This window comes from bacterium, from assembly GCA_035370465.1.
GTDB lineage: Bacteria > Ratteibacteria > UBA8468 > B48-G9 > JAFGKM01 > JAGGVW01.
In genome coordinates this window covers 58342-77000 of sequence record DAOOVW010000001.1, presented here as the reverse complement: position 1 = coordinate 77000, position 18659 = coordinate 58342, and the positions used below count along the sequence as shown (strand labels likewise).

17 protein-coding genes are annotated in these 18659 nt (G+C 27.7%); all 17 read right to left on the bottom strand.

Annotation, left to right across the window (positions count from 1 at the left end):
* On the bottom strand, nt 1–127 hold a 127-nt coding region (locus PLW95_00400), incomplete at its 3' end, for a DUF2905 family protein (protein HOV21128.1).
* A 132-nt stretch (nt 128–259) separates the two neighbouring features.
* The gene (locus PLW95_00395; GenBank protein HOV21127.1) at nt 260–757 is read right to left on the bottom strand and encodes an OmpH family outer membrane protein; all 498 of its coding nucleotides are present in this window, start codon (nt 755–757) and stop codon (nt 260–262) included.
* A 3-nt stretch (nt 758–760) separates the two neighbouring features.
* Nucleotides 761–2791 (bottom strand): hypothetical protein, encoded by a 2031-nt coding sequence (locus PLW95_00390; GenBank protein HOV21126.1) that lies wholly within the window; start codon nt 2789–2791, stop codon nt 761–763.
* A gap of 106 nt (nt 2792–2897) precedes the next feature.
* A complete protein-coding gene (locus PLW95_00385; protein HOV21125.1) occupies nt 2898–5303 on the bottom strand; it encodes a DNA polymerase I in 2406 nt (801 codons plus the stop codon).
* The gene (locus PLW95_00380; protein HOV21124.1) at nt 5296–5793 is read right to left on the bottom strand and encodes a hypothetical protein; all 498 of its coding nucleotides are present in this window, start codon (nt 5791–5793) and stop codon (nt 5296–5298) included. Before PLW95_00380 ends, PLW95_00385 begins: the two co-directional genes overlap by 8 nt.
* On the bottom strand, nt 5790–7034 hold the full coding sequence (locus tag PLW95_00375; GenBank protein ID HOV21123.1) for a hypothetical protein: 1245 nt from the start codon (nt 7032–7034) through the stop codon (nt 5790–5792). The genes PLW95_00380 and PLW95_00375 overlap by 4 nt, the downstream gene beginning before the upstream one ends.
* The gene (locus PLW95_00370) at nt 7022–7996 is read right to left on the bottom strand and encodes a type II secretion system protein GspK (GenBank protein ID HOV21122.1); all 975 of its coding nucleotides are present in this window, start codon (nt 7994–7996) and stop codon (nt 7022–7024) included. The genes PLW95_00375 and PLW95_00370 overlap by 13 nt, the downstream gene beginning before the upstream one ends.
* Nucleotides 7980–8516 (bottom strand): prepilin-type N-terminal cleavage/methylation domain-containing protein, encoded by a 537-nt coding sequence (locus PLW95_00365; GenBank protein ID HOV21121.1) that lies wholly within the window; start codon nt 8514–8516, stop codon nt 7980–7982. The genes PLW95_00370 and PLW95_00365 overlap by 17 nt, the downstream gene beginning before the upstream one ends.
* Nucleotides 8506–8895 carry a prepilin-type N-terminal cleavage/methylation domain-containing protein gene (locus PLW95_00360; protein HOV21120.1) on the bottom strand — a complete coding sequence of 130 codons (390 nt, stop codon included), beginning with the start codon at nt 8893–8895 and terminating at the stop codon, nt 8506–8508. The genes PLW95_00365 and PLW95_00360 overlap by 11 nt, the downstream gene beginning before the upstream one ends.
* The gene (locus tag PLW95_00355) at nt 8879–9265 is read right to left on the bottom strand and encodes a hypothetical protein (GenBank protein HOV21119.1); all 387 of its coding nucleotides are present in this window, start codon (nt 9263–9265) and stop codon (nt 8879–8881) included. The genes PLW95_00360 and PLW95_00355 overlap by 17 nt, the downstream gene beginning before the upstream one ends.
* A 111-nt stretch (nt 9266–9376) precedes the next feature.
* Nucleotides 9377–9814 carry a type II secretion system major pseudopilin GspG gene (gene gspG, locus PLW95_00350; protein ID HOV21118.1) on the bottom strand — a complete coding sequence of 146 codons (438 nt, stop codon included), beginning with the start codon at nt 9812–9814 and terminating at the stop codon, nt 9377–9379.
* A 168-nt stretch (nt 9815–9982) separates the two neighbouring features.
* Nucleotides 9983–11176, bottom strand: coding sequence for a type II secretion system F family protein (locus tag PLW95_00345; protein HOV21117.1), 1194 nt, complete (start codon nt 11174–11176; stop codon nt 9983–9985).
* Nucleotides 11176–12693 (bottom strand): type II secretion system ATPase GspE, encoded by a 1518-nt coding sequence (gene gspE, locus PLW95_00340; GenBank protein HOV21116.1) that lies wholly within the window; start codon nt 12691–12693, stop codon nt 11176–11178. The genes PLW95_00345 and gspE overlap by 1 nt, the downstream gene beginning before the upstream one ends.
* Nucleotides 12680–14269 carry a secretin N-terminal domain-containing protein gene (locus tag PLW95_00335; GenBank protein ID HOV21115.1) on the bottom strand — a complete coding sequence of 530 codons (1590 nt, stop codon included), beginning with the start codon at nt 14267–14269 and terminating at the stop codon, nt 12680–12682. Before PLW95_00335 ends, gspE begins: the two co-directional genes overlap by 14 nt.
* A 20-nt stretch (nt 14270–14289) precedes the next feature.
* Nucleotides 14290–15270 carry a HEAT repeat domain-containing protein gene (locus PLW95_00330; GenBank protein ID HOV21114.1) on the bottom strand — a complete coding sequence of 327 codons (981 nt, stop codon included), beginning with the start codon at nt 15268–15270 and terminating at the stop codon, nt 14290–14292.
* Between the two features lie 58 nt (nt 15271–15328).
* Nucleotides 15329–17194: a secretin N-terminal domain-containing protein gene (locus PLW95_00325; protein ID HOV21113.1), complete on the bottom strand. Its 1866-nt coding sequence runs from the start codon at nt 17192–17194 to the stop codon at nt 15329–15331.
* Nucleotides 17195–17235: 41 nt separating this feature from the next.
* Nucleotides 17236–18659: hypothetical protein (locus tag PLW95_00320; protein HOV21112.1), on the bottom strand; the 1424-nt coding region annotated here is incomplete at its 5' end.

Sequence of the window (18659 nt, the reverse complement as noted above, 5' to 3'; positions counted from 1 at the left end):
GAAAATAAAACACAAAATTTTCTTTTTTTATTAATATATCACCTGGTAATTTTCCAAGTGGGAATTTTATTCCTTTGTAAAAAAATAATCCAGAAATGACTAATAAAACGCCAAATGTTATTAACATTTTTCCTATTATTTTTCTTTCTATCATTATTTTATTGTAATTTCCTTTGTAGGATAAGTCAAATTTGGATATAATGGACATAAATGGAAAAATATTTCTCGTATAAAAAAATTCTCACAAGGGAAGATATTTTTATGGATTTACAGGAATTACTGGCATATCAGATGTATTTTCTTTATTCTGTACTTTTTCCTGTTTATTTTGTTTTAATTCTTTTAATACTTCATCTGTGATATCTTTTCCACCAACAATAAGTGCATTTTTATCAATGACATAGTTATAGCCATTTTTCTTTGCTATTCTTTCCACATCACCAATTGCTGTTTTTACTACATTTTGCTGCATTTGTATGGCTAATTGTGTCATTTCTTGCTGAATTTTCTGTTGTTCTTTTGCTTTTTCTTCATCCTTTAACTTATCATATTTTTTCTGCTGGTTATCAAGTTCTTTTTGAAAATTTTTCATTGCCTCTTCCATAGCAGGGTGTTCATTTATAATTTTTGATAGGTCAACCGAGGCAATATTAACCCTTGATTTAAATGTCATTAGAATGCAAAATACCAAGACCAAAACAACAATAATACCACAAACAAAAATCCCCAACACATTTTTATCCTTCAATACTTTCATTTTTTATTCCTCCTTATTTGTATTATTATAATTCTTATTTTTAAAAAATTCCATAATAAAAAAAGACATATATGGAATACTTGAAGATAATTTCCAGAATGTATTTCCTCTTTTTAATAAATTTCCAGCAGTTGGTTTTTCTAGTGGTTTAAGAATTGTTATATCTCCAAAAGTGTTCTTTTTTTTATCTATTTCAAATTGTACAATAGCAGAATCAGTTCCTCCATTGAAAATAACCAATGAATCTTTTTTTTCTCCTTTAAAGTACATTGGAAAAAGATATGGACTGCCTGATACTATAGGAAAAGGAATTTTCATATTGTATAGATATTTTATGAGATTTTGCATTATTGTTTGTCTGAAAAAATTAAAATTCAGAATATCTGGTACAATTACTGCTACTTTTCCTCCTTTTTCATTCATGTAGAGTGTAGTTCCCACACCAACTTTCTCTTTTTCAGGTGTAATAACTTCTGACCAGACAATTGTTTGCCTATCAGGTTCAAAAATGTTAAATTTTTCTGTAAGATTTACACTCAAATATATCCCTTTTTTTATGCCACTATTTTCATTTATTATTACTTCTAAGGAATATTTTGATTCTTCTCTTCCAACAGTTTTTTTATATTCCAGCCCGATATATTTACTGAATCCTCTTTCACAAAGTATTTTTGCAGAATTACCATCAAGAAGTAGACCGCTTTCAAGCATCTCTAAAATTTCTTTATCATCAAATATCCACGCTGAATTACCAAAAATTGCGTTTACATTTTGTTTCTCAACAGATGCAGGAATACCACATGACAGAAGAGTTCTCCATGCAGGTAAAGGGTCTACTATCAATTCCTCCATAGAGAGTCCCTTCGTGGTATGAACTTTCTCAGAAGCATCTTCTTTCCATGGTACACCAACTCCTAAAAGATTATTTTCCTTAGAAAATCTATTACTAATCCATAATAATGAATCATAACTCCTATCAAGTAATTTCCCTATTCCTTTATCTTCATCAATAATGCTATTACCTGTCATCGGGAAAAGGTCAAGTAATAATGCATCCGAACCAAAAAATAGAGAAAAAGCCATATCTGACCATGTAGAGGTATCTGACTTGCTCCAAACAGTAAATGGAAAATTCTCTATCTCTGGAGCAACTTCACAAAAAGAAGGTCTAAACTTTCTTTGAATATCAAGCATCATTATAGAGTAAATTTTATCTCTACCAGGTACTTCTGAATAAAAGGCAAAATGTGGTCTATGGGCAATATTTTTTTCTATAGAAAGGGCTTCAAAAAGAGATTTCCATCTTCTTCCCTCAATACTATGAACAGAAGGGTGGGAACTCATAAGACCAATTTTTGTTTTTCCTTTAGTATTTTTTCTTACTGCTTCTTTTATTCCTGATGCTACTTCAAGTTGTATTTCTCGCCAGACCTCTAACCATTTACTACGCCAGGGATGTGGTGGACCTTGTTGTAAAATTTTTTCAAGTATCTCCTTTCTTTTTGCCTTTCTGCCTATTTTTTTAGAAAATCTATTACATATATCCTTCTCAAATCCACCACCCCAAGTAAGAGGGCTATGATTATGATATCTGAAGTCGTCCTCTATCCATATAACTCTAAAGTATAATTTTGCAAATCTTCCATAAAGATTTTGTATATATTTTTGCCAGTTTTTATCTGCAAAAGAAGCACATGCTTTACTTTGTTCTCCAAAAGGAGATACCATTGGTTTAAATTTACGGTCATAAGGGAAAGTTCTGCCTCTATCTAAATGTAAAACTGTCATCCATGGATTTAAACTTACAGTAATTCCTTTATCTTCAAGAGTTTTTTTTGCTTTACTAATTGTATCAAACCATAAATCTTCTTCTTTCTTTGATAATAACCCATTATTCCACTCTTCAGCCGCAAGAAAAAGCACAACTTCTTCTATTTTATGTTTTAAACAAAAATCTGCGAGTTTTTCTGCATTTTCTTCTACTTTATTATCTGGTATTACTTGAAATCGCAAATGATATCTTACTTTTTTCATAATTTTTTTCTGCTTTATTTTATATTTACAATTAAAATTCAGAAAAAGATAACAAAATACAACATAATTAAACCATTTCCTTTTTTTCTGTCAAATTAAAAATTTGTTATCTTAAAGTTATATTAATTGTCTCCATTTCAAGGTAGTTTTTCCCTTTTTTTACATCAACTTTTATTGGTACCTGAAGAGTTACACAATTTTCCATTATATCTTTTACTATCCTGTAAATTATTTCTAATTCATTTTCTTTAACTTCTAAAATAAGTTCATCATGAATTTGAAGAACTATTTTGCTCTGTAAATTATTTTTTTTAAATTTATTATAGATTTTTACCATTGCAAGTTTTATTATATCAGCAGATGTTCCTTGAATTGGCATATTTATTGCTGCTCTTTTCGCGAATTCCTGTAAATTTTTATTTGGACTTTTTATTTCAGGAATGTATCGTCTCCTTCCAAAAAATGTTTCAACATATCCATTTTCCTCAATATCTTTTATTGTTTTTTCAATATAATTTTTAACCCCTCTGAATTTTTCAAAATAACTATCTATTAAAAATTTTGCTTCCTGCACAGAGATATTAAGTTGATGAGAAAGTCCATAAGGACTTATACCATAAATTATTCCAAAATTTATTGTTTTGGCTATTCGCCTTATTTGCTCTTTTGATAAATTATTTATGTTAGGTGAGAAAAGATAGTTTTCAGGAAAAAGGAATTTACCTGTTTCTTGATGAATATCTTTTCCCTGATTAAATGCCTCAATGAGATAGTTATCTTTTGAAAAATGAGCAAGAATTCTCAATTCTATTTGATTATAGTCAAAAGAAAGAAGAAAAGAATTATCTTCTGAAATAAATCCCTTTCTTATTTTGCTTCCTATTTCAGTTCTTACAGGAATATTTTGCAGATTTGGATTGCTACAACTTAATCTTCCTGTTGCAGTGGATAATTGGTTAAATGTTGGATAAATCCTGCTGTTTTTTACAAAGGAAAGTAGTCCATCAACATATGTTGATTTTAATTTTAAGAGTTCTCTATATTGAATAAGTAAATTTGGTAATGGATGAAGGGCTGCTAACTCATTTAATACAATTGTGTCTGTTGAATAAGTTGTTTTAAGTTTCTTCTTTGCTGGAAGTTTAAGTTTTTCAAATAGAATTTTAGATAATTGCTGGGGTGAATTTATATTAAAAACTTCACCTGCTTGGGTATAAATTTGATTTTCAAGATTTAAAATTTTTTCTTCAAGTTGTTTTGATAAGGACTCAAAATATTCTTTATCTACTTTAATACCATTTTTTTCTATCCATATAAGAACATTGATTAATGGAATTTCAATCTCATAATATAATTTTTCCATTTTCATCTGTTTTATAAATTTTTTATATTTTTCTACTTTTTTAAAAATATCCTGTTCTTTTATGGTTTTTCCTGTTAAATATTCAGCAAGAGAAATATCAAATAATTTATTTTTTACATCAATTTCTTTGCGATGAATAACTTTCAATTTCTCCTTTAAGTCAAAGCCATATAATTCAATGTTTTCATTTTCAAAAATATCTCTATAATTTTCAATATTTTCAAGTAAGTTATTAAATTCAAAGGTTATGCCATTTGAAAAAGCGATTATTTCTTTTGGATTATTTTCTTTTATTTCAGGGAAAATTTGGTAAAGTTTTTCTTTTAACTTTTTAAATTCAAGAGATGTGAATATTTCTTCTAATTTATTTATATCAGGAGAAATGACTTTTAAATCATCAAGATTGACTTTAATATCAATATCTTTATGAAGTGTTACAAGTTCTTTTGACAGAAAAGCCATTTCTTTATTTTTTATTATTTTTTCCCTGAGAGATTCTGGCTCAATTTTTTCAATGTTGTCGTATATATCTTCTAAAGATGAAAATTGTAAAAGCAATTTAAGTGCTATTTTCTCACCTATACCGGGAATACCGGGAATATTGTCAGAAGTATCACCTGCAAGAGCGAGAAAATCAATAATTTTTTCAGGAGCAAAATTAAAATTTTTTTTGATATAATTAATATCTTTTATTTCTTCATTAACAGGACTTATTATATTTACATTTTCTTCAATAAGTTGCAGTATATCTTTGTCCCCGGTAACTATTAGAATTTTGTGGTCTTTTTTAAATTTCTCTGTAAAAGTTGCAATTATATCATCTGCCTCATACCCCTCTTTTTCAAAATATTTCATTCCAAGACAATTGAGTATTTCTTTTATTATTGGGATTTGAAATTCTAATTCATCAGGCATTGGTTTTCTTTTAATTTTATAATCATGGAATTTTATATGTCTTATGGTTGGTTTTCTCATATCAAAAAATATACCTATATACTCTATTTTGTGTTTTTTGAGAAGTTTAAATAATGTATTAAAGAAACCTAAAATTGCATTTGTTTGTAATCCCGTAGATGTCTCAAGTTTTCCAATAGCATAATAAGACCTATAAAGAATATTACTCCCATCTATCAAATAAATTTCAGCCATTTTTTATAACAATTATTTCCATATTGACTATAAGCAGAGAAGGATTAGTTTTATTCCTTACCATAGAAAATTCTGATATGTAAACAGGAAAATTTGATTCTTCTATATTTGCTAAAAATTTTAAGAGTTTTTCAAGCGGTATATTATCAATATTAAGTTTTATTTTTTCAATCTCAAAATTGTCTTTTTTTTCAACAGGTAATGGGTTTATACTTTTGATATTTGATACAAGAGCATTTTCTTCAATAATTTTACCCACAAAAGAAAAAAGCGAAAAATTTTTATTGACAATTTTTGCATTTTCAATTGACTTATTTCTATTTTTTTCATTATATTCTTCAATAAGATTTTTTAGAGTCTCATAATCATTTTTTTTCTTATTTATAAGATTTGCTGTTGATCTGATTTTTTTATTAAGCGGTGTTATTATAAATTGATATTCAAAAACAAAAAGAGCAATTACTATTAAAGTTATTAGTTTTTTATTCATTTTTTTACTTTTAAGGTTAAACTAAAATTTATTCTGTTATTTTTATCAAAAGATATGGTGCCAATTTCATACGACTCAAAATAGGATGATTTGTTTATTTCTTTTTTGACTTTTTCTAAATTATTTAAATTGTCAATAAAACCAGAGATAGTTAGAACATTTTTTAAATAAGATAATTGGTCAATTTCAATTCTTACATTTTCTGGAAATATTTTTGTAACTTCTATTAGTAATTGTAATATTGAAGAATATTGGAAAGAAAAAGATGTTTTACCTGTTTCATTTAATTTTTCCTTTGTCTGTATAACTGGGTCCACTACCTTTTTAACATCAGGAAATGTTTTTCTGAATTCATTAATCATTTTTTCTTCAATTTGATTTAATTCATTCTGTTTTTGTTTCAAATTATTGAATAAAGTTAAAGGAATAATTAAAAGTAAGATAAAAATTAAAAATGGTATTAAAAACGGAGTAAGAGTAATTATTTTAATTTCTGATGAACTAAAGTTTAAAGTGGGAATACTTTTGTAGTTTATTATTTCTGTAAAATAAAATTCCTGGTATTGTTTAAGAATACCTACTTTATTAATTTTTAGACCTGTTTTGTTTGCGAAATTTTCTATTTCTTTTTCCTCGCCAGTTATATAAATTTTTTCTGCTTTTTCTTTTAATGTATTACCTACAACAGAAATTATTTTTTCTGAACTTGTGTTTTCAAAAATATAAGAAATAGAAGAAGAAATGACTCTATTTTCAACTACATTTATAAGTATATAAAATTTATCAATGTAAATCTCAATATAATTTTCATCTTTTATAAAATTTTTAAGAGAATAGAAAAGAATTTCTACATCAGTAAAAAAAGATACCTTTTGTTTATTTTTAATTAAAGAAATTAAATTATTATAAAATTCTTTTTTTACTCCTGTTACATTTACAAGTGTTTTTTTCCCTTGTTTAAAAAATCTATAATTAAAAAGGAAATTATCAATTTTTTCTGATAAACTTTCTTCTAATTCAGAAGGTAAAACCATTTTTATCTTTTTAATATCAGAAAATTCAAAAGAAAAATTTCTAAATATAACATCTGGTTTGGAAAGAATAAAATTAATATAATTGTTTTTTTCTTTTTCTATAATATTTTTAATATTTACCTCTTCTATAAACTCCCTTTTTTCTTCTTTATTTTTGTAATAATATGTTGAATTGTTATCTCTTATATAGATATTTAATTTTCCCATATTTTTTCTTTTCTTATAAGTTTCATACCTCTTTTTTCATCTCTAAAAACAAAAAATTTAAAGTTTCTTATTTTTTTATTTTCTATATTTTCAACTGAAACATTCATTGAAAAATTAGAACTTTTATATTTAATAACCCTTTTATTATTCAGAGTCACTTCCCTATTGATTTCTAATAGGTAATTTTCACTTAATGGTCCCCTATCTCTTTGGTCCATTATCTGGTCTATATTTACCTCAGTATATCCCATACTATTTAATATTTCCCATTCGCATGTATTTACATTTATTTTATCATCAGAAATGGTTGAAATAAAATTTATAAGTCCTTTTTTCATTTCTTCTTCATTATTTGTTTCTTTATCTTCTTCATTTTGTTCTTTTGACTTGCCATATATTATTTCTTTATTAAAATCCTTTATAAGAGTTATTTCTTCTATTGAATATAAAGTTCTATTAGGAGGAACATATGGATATCCACTCATTTTATAAAATGTTGATTCTGCCCCGGAACTTCTTGGTAATTCATCCTCGTCTATCCAATCAAGTAGGCAATCAACCATTGAATCAGAATATCCAGAAATAGTGAAAACACTTTTCAGAATTTGTAAAAGCAATGTATTGATTTCCCCTTTTTCTCCAATTACTTTGTTTATATTTATTTTTCCATCTTCATCAGTAATTTTTACCTTTATTTTATATTTTTCTGTATCAATTTCTATATCTTTTCTCCAACTTTCTCCATACCAATCATAAGAATTTTGGTCACTTTCAAGTAAATTTGTCCCAATAGAATATCCTACTTCCGCTAAATTTTCCATTTGGATAAATTCTGTATTGTTTGTAAATTCATCCATAAATTGCTCAACTTTATAATGAACGACTAAAAGTAAAGTAGTTATTGCAAGCGTAAATCCCAAAACATAAATAAGAATTATGCCTTCTTTATTCTTTTTTTTCATCTTTTGTAGGTAATTTAATATAATAGTAAAATTCTTCATTTTCTCCTTCCGATATTTTTATTCTGATTCCAACTGGCATTTTTTCTTTATCCCAATTATCAAAATAATTGTTTCCATCATAAAACTCAAAATTAAAAGAATAATAATTTTTTGCTATTGGTATTATTATTTTTTTCTGCGTGAACAAATTAGTTCTTTCTTCAATAAGGTCAAAACCCTTATCTGTCTGGTATGTATAAAATTTATATTGAAAAGTATATGGTGAGTAATTACTTGTTGCTTCAAATAATATTGAATCAGAAGAAAACTGGAAGGTATCTTTTTTTTCTATTGCTGATTTAAGTTGTTCTTTTAATGATGTGAGAAAATTAAATTTAATTTCAATTGCTTCAAGTTTTTCTTCAATAACAAGAGTTTCTTTTTCAAGATTATAGTATGTGAGGTAAATTAAAGAAACAGTAATAAAAATTATGACTGTTGAAATTAAAATTTCAATTAGAGTAAAACCATTATTTTTCATTTTCTTTCTTTTCTTTTGCAAATGGTATGAAATAGGAAATAAAATTATTTTGGTATTTAACTATCAAAATATATGGAGTGATTTCAAAATCATTTTCTGTATCTGAATAACTTATATCGGATAATTTAATTTCCCATGTATAATCTGAAAAAGGTGATTCAAATTCTCCGTTCTCTTCTTTTATTTCTTCATTTTCTATTAGTAATTGTTCTGCTTTTGATTGAGCAAGTTGTAATAAAACTTGTTTTTCACTTAATATTTTTACTTTTTTTATTTCCATAAAATACATTTCAAAACAAACAACTGCAATAATTCCAAAAATTCCTATTGCAATTATACATTCAAGTAGAGTAAAACCATTTTTATTGATATTCTTCAAATGTTACCTCCCCTTCATAAATTTCAGGAATATTAAGATATGGATTTATAAAAATTGTCCAAATTATATTTGTTTCAGGGTCATTTATGTATATAAAACCAGGTTGTACGTATCCATCAGGAAAAATTTTAAATTTCATAATTCCATTACCTTTTTCTTCATCAGTATTTTTGCATAATATAAAGTCAAAAGATGTCTGATATTTTTCTATCTCTTCTTCCTCACCTATTTCTTCTTCTTTATTTTTTTCTTTTTTTTCCTGCTCTATCCAGAATTCATTTATATCAATATCAATACAAAAATAAAGTATCTGTTGATTTTTTATAGATTCTTTTTTAATATTAGATATAAAGTTAGAAATTTCTTCCACTCCTTCTGGATATTTTGGAATTGTGAATTTTTTAATTACAGGAAAAATTATTGAAAAAAAAAGGATATTATTAAAATAACAACAAACAATTCAATAACTGTAAATCCATTTTTAAAGTTGCGAACTTGAAATATCTGCATCTGGTCCCTCTCCTCCTTCTTTTCCGTCTCTTCCATAAGAAATAATTTCATAGTCCTCACCATTTCTCCCAGGACTTAAATAAACATAAGGATTGCCCCATGGGTCTTTTGGTATAACTTTCTTTTCTAAATACCCACCTTCTCTCCATTGTTGTGGAACTTTTCCTGTTGTGGGTTTTTCAATCAATGCCTCTAAACCCTGTTCAGTTCCAGGATAGAAACTATTATCTAAATAAAAAAGTTTTAATCCACTTTCAAAATTTTGAATTTGAACTTTTGCTGCTGTTATTTTTGCTTCATCAATTCTTTCAAAAAATCTTGGCATAACACTCATAGCAAGAATTCCGAGAATTACTACTACTACCATAAGTTCAATAAATGTAAATCCGCTCTTTCTAATGTTATTCATTTTATCCTACCGTAAATATTTACTCAATCCCGTTTATATTTAAGTAGTGAGTAGCAACAAGTATAGAGTAAAGAGAAATCCCCTCTCTGCCCCCCTTTAAAAAGGGGGGAATGGGGGGATTTTATTTTTATCTTGCTACTTGTTATTTTTCAATCGTTAACTGATTAACTATTTTATTGATTGACTTATCTGAAAAATTGGGAGTAAAACTGCAAGCACAATAAAACCAACAATAATTCCCATAAAAACAATCATACCTGGTTCAAGTAAATTTACAAATTTAGTTGATTTTTGATTTATTTCTTCTTCATATATATCAGCAATTTTATCAAACATTTCTGATAAATTTCCACTTTTCTCCCCTGCATTTACAAGTTGAGTTACAAGATAAGGGAAATAAGAAGAATTACTAAAAGCATTTGATAAAGTTCCACCTTTTGTAACAAGTTCAATTATGTTATTAAGTTCATTTTTTATTGAAGGACTTGTAAGAACATTTCTACTTATTACCAGTCCGTCTACTATGTCAACTCCTCCTTTAATTAAAGTTGCTATTGTTCTTGAAAAATTTACAATCTCTTTTTTTATATAAATATCTTTAAAAAAAGGGGTTTTAAGTTTTAAATTATCAGAAAATTTAATTCCACGACTGGTTTTTAAAAAAACATTTATTCCCCAAAGAGTTAAAGCAATTCCAGCAAAAACAAAATACCACCATTTTTTAAGAAATGAACTTATATTTATAAGAATAGATGTCATTATTGGTAATTCCATAGAAATTTGAGAAAATACTTTTGTGATTGTTGGTATTACAAAAGAAAGGATAAAAATTACAACAACAGATGCAACAGAAAGCATTAAAATTGGATAAGACATTATACTCATTATTTTTGTTTTAAATCTATGGTTTTTTTCAAGAAATTCAGATATTTTAGTTAAAACAATATCAAGTGTTCCAGTTTCTTCTCCTGCTTTTACCATAGAAATAATTGTATCAGAAAAAATAAAGGGATATTTTTTCAAAGACATTGATAAACTCTGTCCCTCTCTTATATTTTTTTGAATTTCCTTATAGATATTTTTTAAATTACCTTCTTTCATTTGAGAAATAAGACCTGTTAATGCCTCATCTATCTGAAGTCCTGAATTTATAAAAGTTGCAAGTTCTCTTATTGATATTATTAGTTCTTCTTCACTTATCTTTTTTAAAAAAGGAAATTTTTCCTTTAATTTCTCTACTTTTATAACATAAAGCCCTTTTTCTTTTAAGTTTCTCTTTATATCGTCAACATCATTACCCTCAATTTTACCACTAATTGTCTTACCTTTTTTATCAAGTGCAATGTATTGAAAGTTTTCCATCAGAACTCCTGGGTGACTCTTAGAACTTCTGAGATAGTTGTTATTCCCTGTTTTACTTTTTCTGCTCCATCCATTCTCAATGTTTTCATTCCCTTTTTAATTGAATAATTTTTTATTTTCTGTGAAGAATCTCTTTCAAGTATAAAATTTCTTATGGTATCATCAATTGCAAGAAGTTCAAATATTGCAGTTCTACCATAATATCCTTCATTATAACATTTTTTACATCCCTTTCCTTCTTTAAAATTACCCTCTTTTAAGTCTTGTTCTCCTAAAGAAATTTCTTTCAGGAGTTCTAAAGAGGGAGTAATTGATTGACTGCAATGTGGACAATTAACTCTAACAAGTCGTTGAGCCATAACTCCTATTAAAGAAGATGCAATTAAATATGGTTCTATTCCCATATCAATAAGCCGGACAATGGCACTTGCAGAATCATTTGTATGAAGAGTACTGAAAACTAAGTGTCCTGTTAAAGATGCTTGAATTGCCATTTCGGCTGTTTCAACATCTCTTATCTCTCCGACCATTATAATATTTGGGTCATGTCTTAAAATTGCTCGTAGCCCATTAGCAAATGTAAGTCCAACCTTTGGGTTCACATGTATCTGGTTTATTCCTTCTAAATTGTATTCTACAGGGTCTTCCAAGGTAATTATGTTAATTCCAGGATTATTTATTTTTGAAAGTGCTCCATATAATGTTGTTGTTTTTCCACTGCCTGTTGGGCCTGTTAATAAAATAATTCCATGGTCACAATAAATTAAACGGTTAAATTTTTTATAATTTTCTTCTGAAAATCCCAATTGTTCAAGAGTAAAAAGATAACTATTCCTATCAAGTAGACGAAGAACTGCTGATTCTCCAAAAAAAGTCGGTATTATTGAAATTCTTATATCAATTTTTTTACTATCAACTTTTATTGATGTTCTTCCATCCTGTGGGATTCTTTTCTCTGCTATATCAAGATTTGAAATTATTTTTATTCTTGAGATAATAGCAGGATGAAATTTTTTTGGCAAAACAAAAATATCATGAAGAACACCATCAATTCTGTATCTTATTTTTACTTCTGATTCTGTTGCCTGAATATGTATATCACTTGCTCTTGTTGAAATTGCTCTATATATTATTTGATTTACTATTCTTATTACAGGTGCCTTATTTGCAAGGTCAAGTAAATTTGTTGTCCCGGATATATCTTCATCTTTTAACTCTGTTATGTCCTCTTCTTCTTTTAAATCATCTATAACTCTTTTTGAAGATGTTGGATGATAATAAAATTTTTCAATACATTCTTCTATTTTTTCAGTAGGCATAATAACTACTGATATTTCCTTTTTTACAATATTTTTTATTTCTTCTATATCAATTTTTAAAAGGTTATCTGTAACAATAATAATTTCTCCATTTTCTCCATTTAAAGGTAAAAAACAATTTTTCTTTAAAAAAGTATATGGGAAAAGATTTAAAACTTCTGGCTCAATTTTTTCTTCTAAATTTTCAATTTTTTCCATTTTTATTATCAGGTCCTTTTGGGAAAATTTTTTCTTTTTCCTGTTTTATTGCTTCTGCTTCTTCAAAAGAACTAATTATACGAGGTGTTATAAAAATTAAAAGATTTGTTTTAGTACTTTTTTCAGATTCTTTTCTAAATAACTTTCCTAATAATGGAATATCTCCCAAAAATGGTGTTTTAATAACAGAATTTTCTGTATCATTTCTTATTAGTCCACCAAGCACAACTGTTTTATTATTAGCAACAATCAAAGTTGTATCAGCTGACCTTTTTGCTGTTGCTGGTGCTTCTGGTGTTCCTCCTTCAATAAGTTTTGTTACTTCCTGAGAAATTTTTAACTTGACATATTTATTTTGACTTATTTGTGGAGTTATTTTTAATGTAATTCCAACATCTTTATAATCATAACTTTTTATAGTATCTCCTGTACTTCCACTTGTTGATTCAACGAATCTTGTTTCTTTAAGATAAGGAATATTCTCACTTATATTTATTGTTGCTTCTTGATTATCTGTTGTCATAATTTGTGGAGCTGAAAGTATATTAAAATGACTATCTTTTCCGTAAAGGCGTATAAGTGCTCCAATATTTAATGGATACCCATAACTTCCTTTGTAAATACCTATTGAAAGTCCTCCTGTTTCAATATTTTGAAGTGTTCCAACATTTCCTTCTACTGCTATTCCATATTTATCAACTTCAAATGCTTCTGGTGCTACCCATTCTACTCCGATATCCTGTGCTTTATCATAAGTAACTTCTGCAATTAGTGCTTCAATTAAAACCTGATTTGTCAAAACATCAAGGGACTTTATTATTTTTTCAATTTCATCAAAATCTTCTGGTTCTGCATGAACAATTAAAGAATTTGTTGATTTTGCGGATACAACTGATGGCTGAATAGGAACTTCTGCTGTTTGTACCCTTGTTACAACTCTTGTTTTTTGTGATAATATTTGTGTTAAAATTTTTGCTATTTCTTCACTATCAGCATTTTCAAGTCGATATATTCTAAATTCCTCTTTGCCTTTTGGAGCAGGAGTATCAATTTTTTTAACGATTTCAAATATTTTTTTTACATTTTCTCCATAATCAGAAACTATCAAACTATTTGTTCTGGTATCAACTGTAATTTGTCCTCCTTTTGAAATATAAGGATTTAAAATTTGTGAAATTGTTTGTGCAGGATAATACTCTAATGGGATTATCTGAATTATATAATCACCCATTTTATCATCTGGTACTTCTCCTATATTTATTATTCCAGTTCTTGCTTTACCTTCAGAAACAGGGATAATAAATGAGATATCTCCTTTTTTTATAACTGTAAAACCATAAAGAGAAAGGACAGTTTTAAAAATCTGGTCTATCTGGTCAACTGGAACTGGTTTGTTGGAATAAATTGTTACATTTCCTTTTACAGTTGGGTCTATAACGTAATTTTCTTGGACAAATTCACCTACAAATTTAATAAATGCCTGAATATCTACATTATTAAAATTTAAGACAAAATTATCAGCACAAACAAAAAATGAACTTAAAATAAAAATAAACAAAAGGAAGATTTTTTTCATTATTTATGATTTATTACCTTCTATCTTAGTTCTTTTTTCTGTACTTGACTTAGATTAGCTGTCAATTTTTCTATTGATGCTTGTATTTCTTCTTTTACCTCTGAGTTATTTTCTTTCCTTAATGCTTCCATGAGGATATTTAGAATACTGGGATTGTATTCCAACTCACCAATTATTTTTGCTGCATTTTTTCTTATTTCAGGATTAGAGTCACCAAGATACTTTATAATTGAAGAATCAACTCCCCTTACATATCCTCTTTCATCGCCTCTATCTCTACCTGTTTCTGATGTTAAGTAATATTCAATACTATCTTCTATTGTTTTTCTCACTCCCTCATCTGTTTCATATTTTAGACGAACAAGCAAAGTTCTTAATGCTAAAAGTTCTGCAAGGTCGCCTGTTTTATTTTCATTATCATTGTTATTATCATCATCCTGACTTGCTACCAATGCTTTTTTGATATAGATTTTTGTTGCATATTTTCTTACAACAGGGTCAGGGTCATCCATAAATCTTAATAAAGTTACATCTGAACCAAATAATGCATCCAATCCAACACCTGCAACATCTCTAATTTCAGGGTCAGGGTCTTTTAATAAAGAATAAATATCTGGAATAAAAGCAGCAGCACCTGCTCCTACATAATCTCCCGTATCTCCACTACTATTTTCAGTACCAATACTAAAATAGCTTTTTAATCCCTCATTTTCATCTCCTCCGCCTTCTCCTTCTCCTGAGAGAATACCTGTAAGGATTGATTGTAATGCTTGCATTCTTATTTGCGGGTCAGGATGTCTTAACTTAGTTCCTATAACTGCCACAACGAAATCTCTTATGTATCCCTGTCTTTCTTCATTTTTATCATCTGTATCTCCACGAAAATCCTTTCTTGTTGTTCTTGATGAAGAACTTTTTGAACTTGATGTTTGTGAAAAAGATGGTAAAATCATAAATCCTAAAAAAGATAATATCAGGAGTAAACTAATTTTATTTTTCATTTTATCACCTCCCATTTTCGTTATATTTATACCTATTTTTAGAGAAATTGTCAAGTCATTAAAAATGTTTTAATAGTCCAGGTTCAATTTCTTTTTCACCTTTTTTAATATCTGGTCCTGTTACTGCTTCTACTTCTTTAAATGTTGTTATTACATGAGGAGTCAGGAATATAAGAAGTTCACTCTTAGTATTGGTATATTTGGGCTTTTTAAATAAATATCCTAATACAGGGATTCTTCTTAAAAAAGGAATTCCTGATTCGTTTTTCTCTTCTGCACTTTGAATTAATCCACCTATTACAAGTGTTTGTCCATCATAAAGTGTTACACTTTGATTTGTTTCTCTTGAAGAAACAATTGGTTGTTCTGTTTCATACCTTTGTCCAGCAGCAATTGCAGTTAATTTTCTAATTTCAACAAGTCGTGAATCATAAATATTTAAATTTAAAAATACACTTCTGTCTGTTTGAATTATTGGAGTAACTTCAAACTCTGTCCCAACAGTTTCTTCATAAACAGTAACCGTTTGTCTTGTTCCAGTTCTAGTACCCTGCTCATTATATGTTTCAGAATATTCAGGTATAATGTATGGATAATTCTGTATAACACTTATTATAGCATTTGTTCCATTTAGACATGTAATTTTTGGTGCCTGAATAAGTTTTACATCTCCATGGGTTGCAAGAGTACTAATTAAAGTATTAACATCTGCATTTGTTAATCCAAAAGAAAATCCACCTGGTAGTGTACTTGAAGCCCCAGGAGTAAAAGCAGGATTATCTCCAAATTTTGGTCCTGTTAAAGTGGCATTAAGTTCATCCACTAAACGAGAAGATACAAGCCAGTCAATAGACAACATATTATCAGTAGAAGTCCTTATTTCAATAATTTTTGCCTCAATTAGGACCTGCGAAATAGGAGCATCAAGCATTGAAATTGTTTCCTGAATTCTTGCCAATTGTATCGGGTCATCTATATCTAAGAGTATTGAATTTGTTCTTGGGTCTGCAATAACTCTATCTATTTTATATGTATCTCTGATTGATTTTGCAATAGAACTTGCATCTCCATAAAGTATTTTAAAAACTCTTCTATTCTGCTGTTTTATAACTTCAGCACTTTTATTAAATTCTTCTTGAGTCATAATTTTAATAATTCCATCTTCTTCTAAATATTTTAATTGATTTGCCTCACAGATTAAGTTCAGGACTTTTTTCAACGGCAGGTCTTTAACATTTATTGTAACTCTTCCACTTATACCTTTGCTTAAAATTATATTTGCCCCAGTCAGGTCATAAATAAGTTTTAGTGTCTGTTCAAGGTCTGCATTTGTTAAATTTAATGTTACAGGCGTTTCTCCTATTTCTCCCAATGAAACAACTTTTTTTTCTTCAACTTTTTTCTGTACTATATTTTCTAATTCTAATCTGCTTTTGTTGGCAAGTCGTATTGCTTCTGTATATTCTTTATTATCATATGCTTCTTTTGCCAATTTCAATGTACTTTCAGGACCTGTCATATCAAAGTCAGATACATTATACTTTTTCTTTTCTTCTGAAAAAAACTGGTATGTGTCAAGAAGTGTTTTTTGTGCCGCCGCTGATAGAGCTTCAAGTTCTCCTTCTTTTTTTATTTTAACTTCTTTTATTTCTGATTCCCCAGCAACAAACTTTTCCTTTACTCCCAATTTTCCAAGTTCAGTTTGTGCCCTTGTTATATACCTTTTAATTTGAGATGCTCTATAAGTAGGGTCTTCTCCCTGAATTTCTTTAAAAATTACAAGTGCCTGTGCATAATCTTTGTCATAATAAAATGAAATTCCCTTCCTGTATTTTTCCTCTAATTGTTTTTTATCAACTTCTGCATATGAAAACGAAGTAATTATAAAAATTATGCAAATTCCGATTTTAATTATTTTTTTCATTTTTCCTCCTACATTTTAAATTTTTTTAAAAAAAAGTCAAGTTAAAAAACATTAATTTCATATATCTCACCATTTTTTGAAAGAAATAGTTTATCCTCTTCCTTTTTTAGAATTTTAAAGCCCTCAACTATATCTCCAATTGTCACTCTATATGTTCTTTTTTCTCCTTCAATAAAGAAATATTCTACACCATTAAAAAGCATTCTACCTCTATAAGTTAGAGGACATTTTTCCTTCTGAATTATAATAGGAGAAATTGATGGTTTTGTTATTTTCTCAATAGTAGAAAGTTCTTCTTTTGATGAAGAAACAGAAGAAGGTTTAGTTGGTTTTACAATAGAAGATACCTGTTCTGACTGCATTAAAGTCGGTTCTTTTAATATACTTACAACTTTTGGTTTTTTCACAATTGTTATAACTTCTGGTTCTTTTGTAAGTACTATATTTGTTGGCTGAAGTTTTTTCATAACTGCCATTGTAAGTTTTCCAGGAGAAAAAGGGTCTCTTTCTCCTTCAATATTAATTTCCTCTTTTTTCACTACAAAATTTTCGGTTGATATTGTTTCAGGGCTCTTCTTTTGGATTTGCTCTCTTTTTTCTTCAATTGTTTTTCCTACAATCATTTCTAAACGTGACTCTGGTGATTTTAGACGAGAAGTAAATAAAAACAACTCAATAAACCATGCAATAAGAAGAAGTAAGAAAATAAATTTAAAAGCATTTTTTCTAAGGAAATCCCCCAAATTAAATGGCTCTTTATAAATAACAGGTTGAATTTCTTTTTTAACTGTCTTTTTTACAATTTTCCCTTTTTCAACAGGTACAATTTTACTTTTCTCCGGTATTTTTTTCTTTTGAATTTCAACCTTTTTTGTAAGTTTTGATATTTTCTGCTGTATCAGATTTAATTGTTTTTTGGTTTCTTTATCAATTGCAGTTGCTTTATTTATAATAGGAGTAAGGGCAATTAAGATTTTTCTTCTTTCGTTTTTTCTCTTTTCAATTTCTATTTTTTTTCTTCTTTCTTCTTCCTTTTCCTGTTTTATTTTTTCTTTTTCTTCTCTCTGTGTTTTTATTTGTTGTTCTCTCTGTTGTTTAAGTAATTGTAATTGTTGTTTCTTTTGTTCTATTTCCTTTTGTTGTTTTTCCCTTTCCTCTAACTTTTTTTGTTTTGCAATTTCTTTTTCCTGCAGTTTCTTTTCTCTTTCTTCTTTCTTTTGTTGTATAATCTGTTTTTGTTTCTCTATCTCTTCTCTTTTTTTCTGTTTTTCTTCTAATTTTTGTTTTTTAAGTAATATTTTCTTCTTTCTGTTTTCTACCTTTTCTGCTTTGATAACAAGAGATTTTCTTTCATTTTCACTTTTTATTTTATTTATTAAAGATAGAAGTGTCTGTTTTTTTAATTGTTGTTTTTGTTCTATTTCCTTTTGTTGTTTTTCCCTTTCCTCTAACTTTTTTTGTTTTG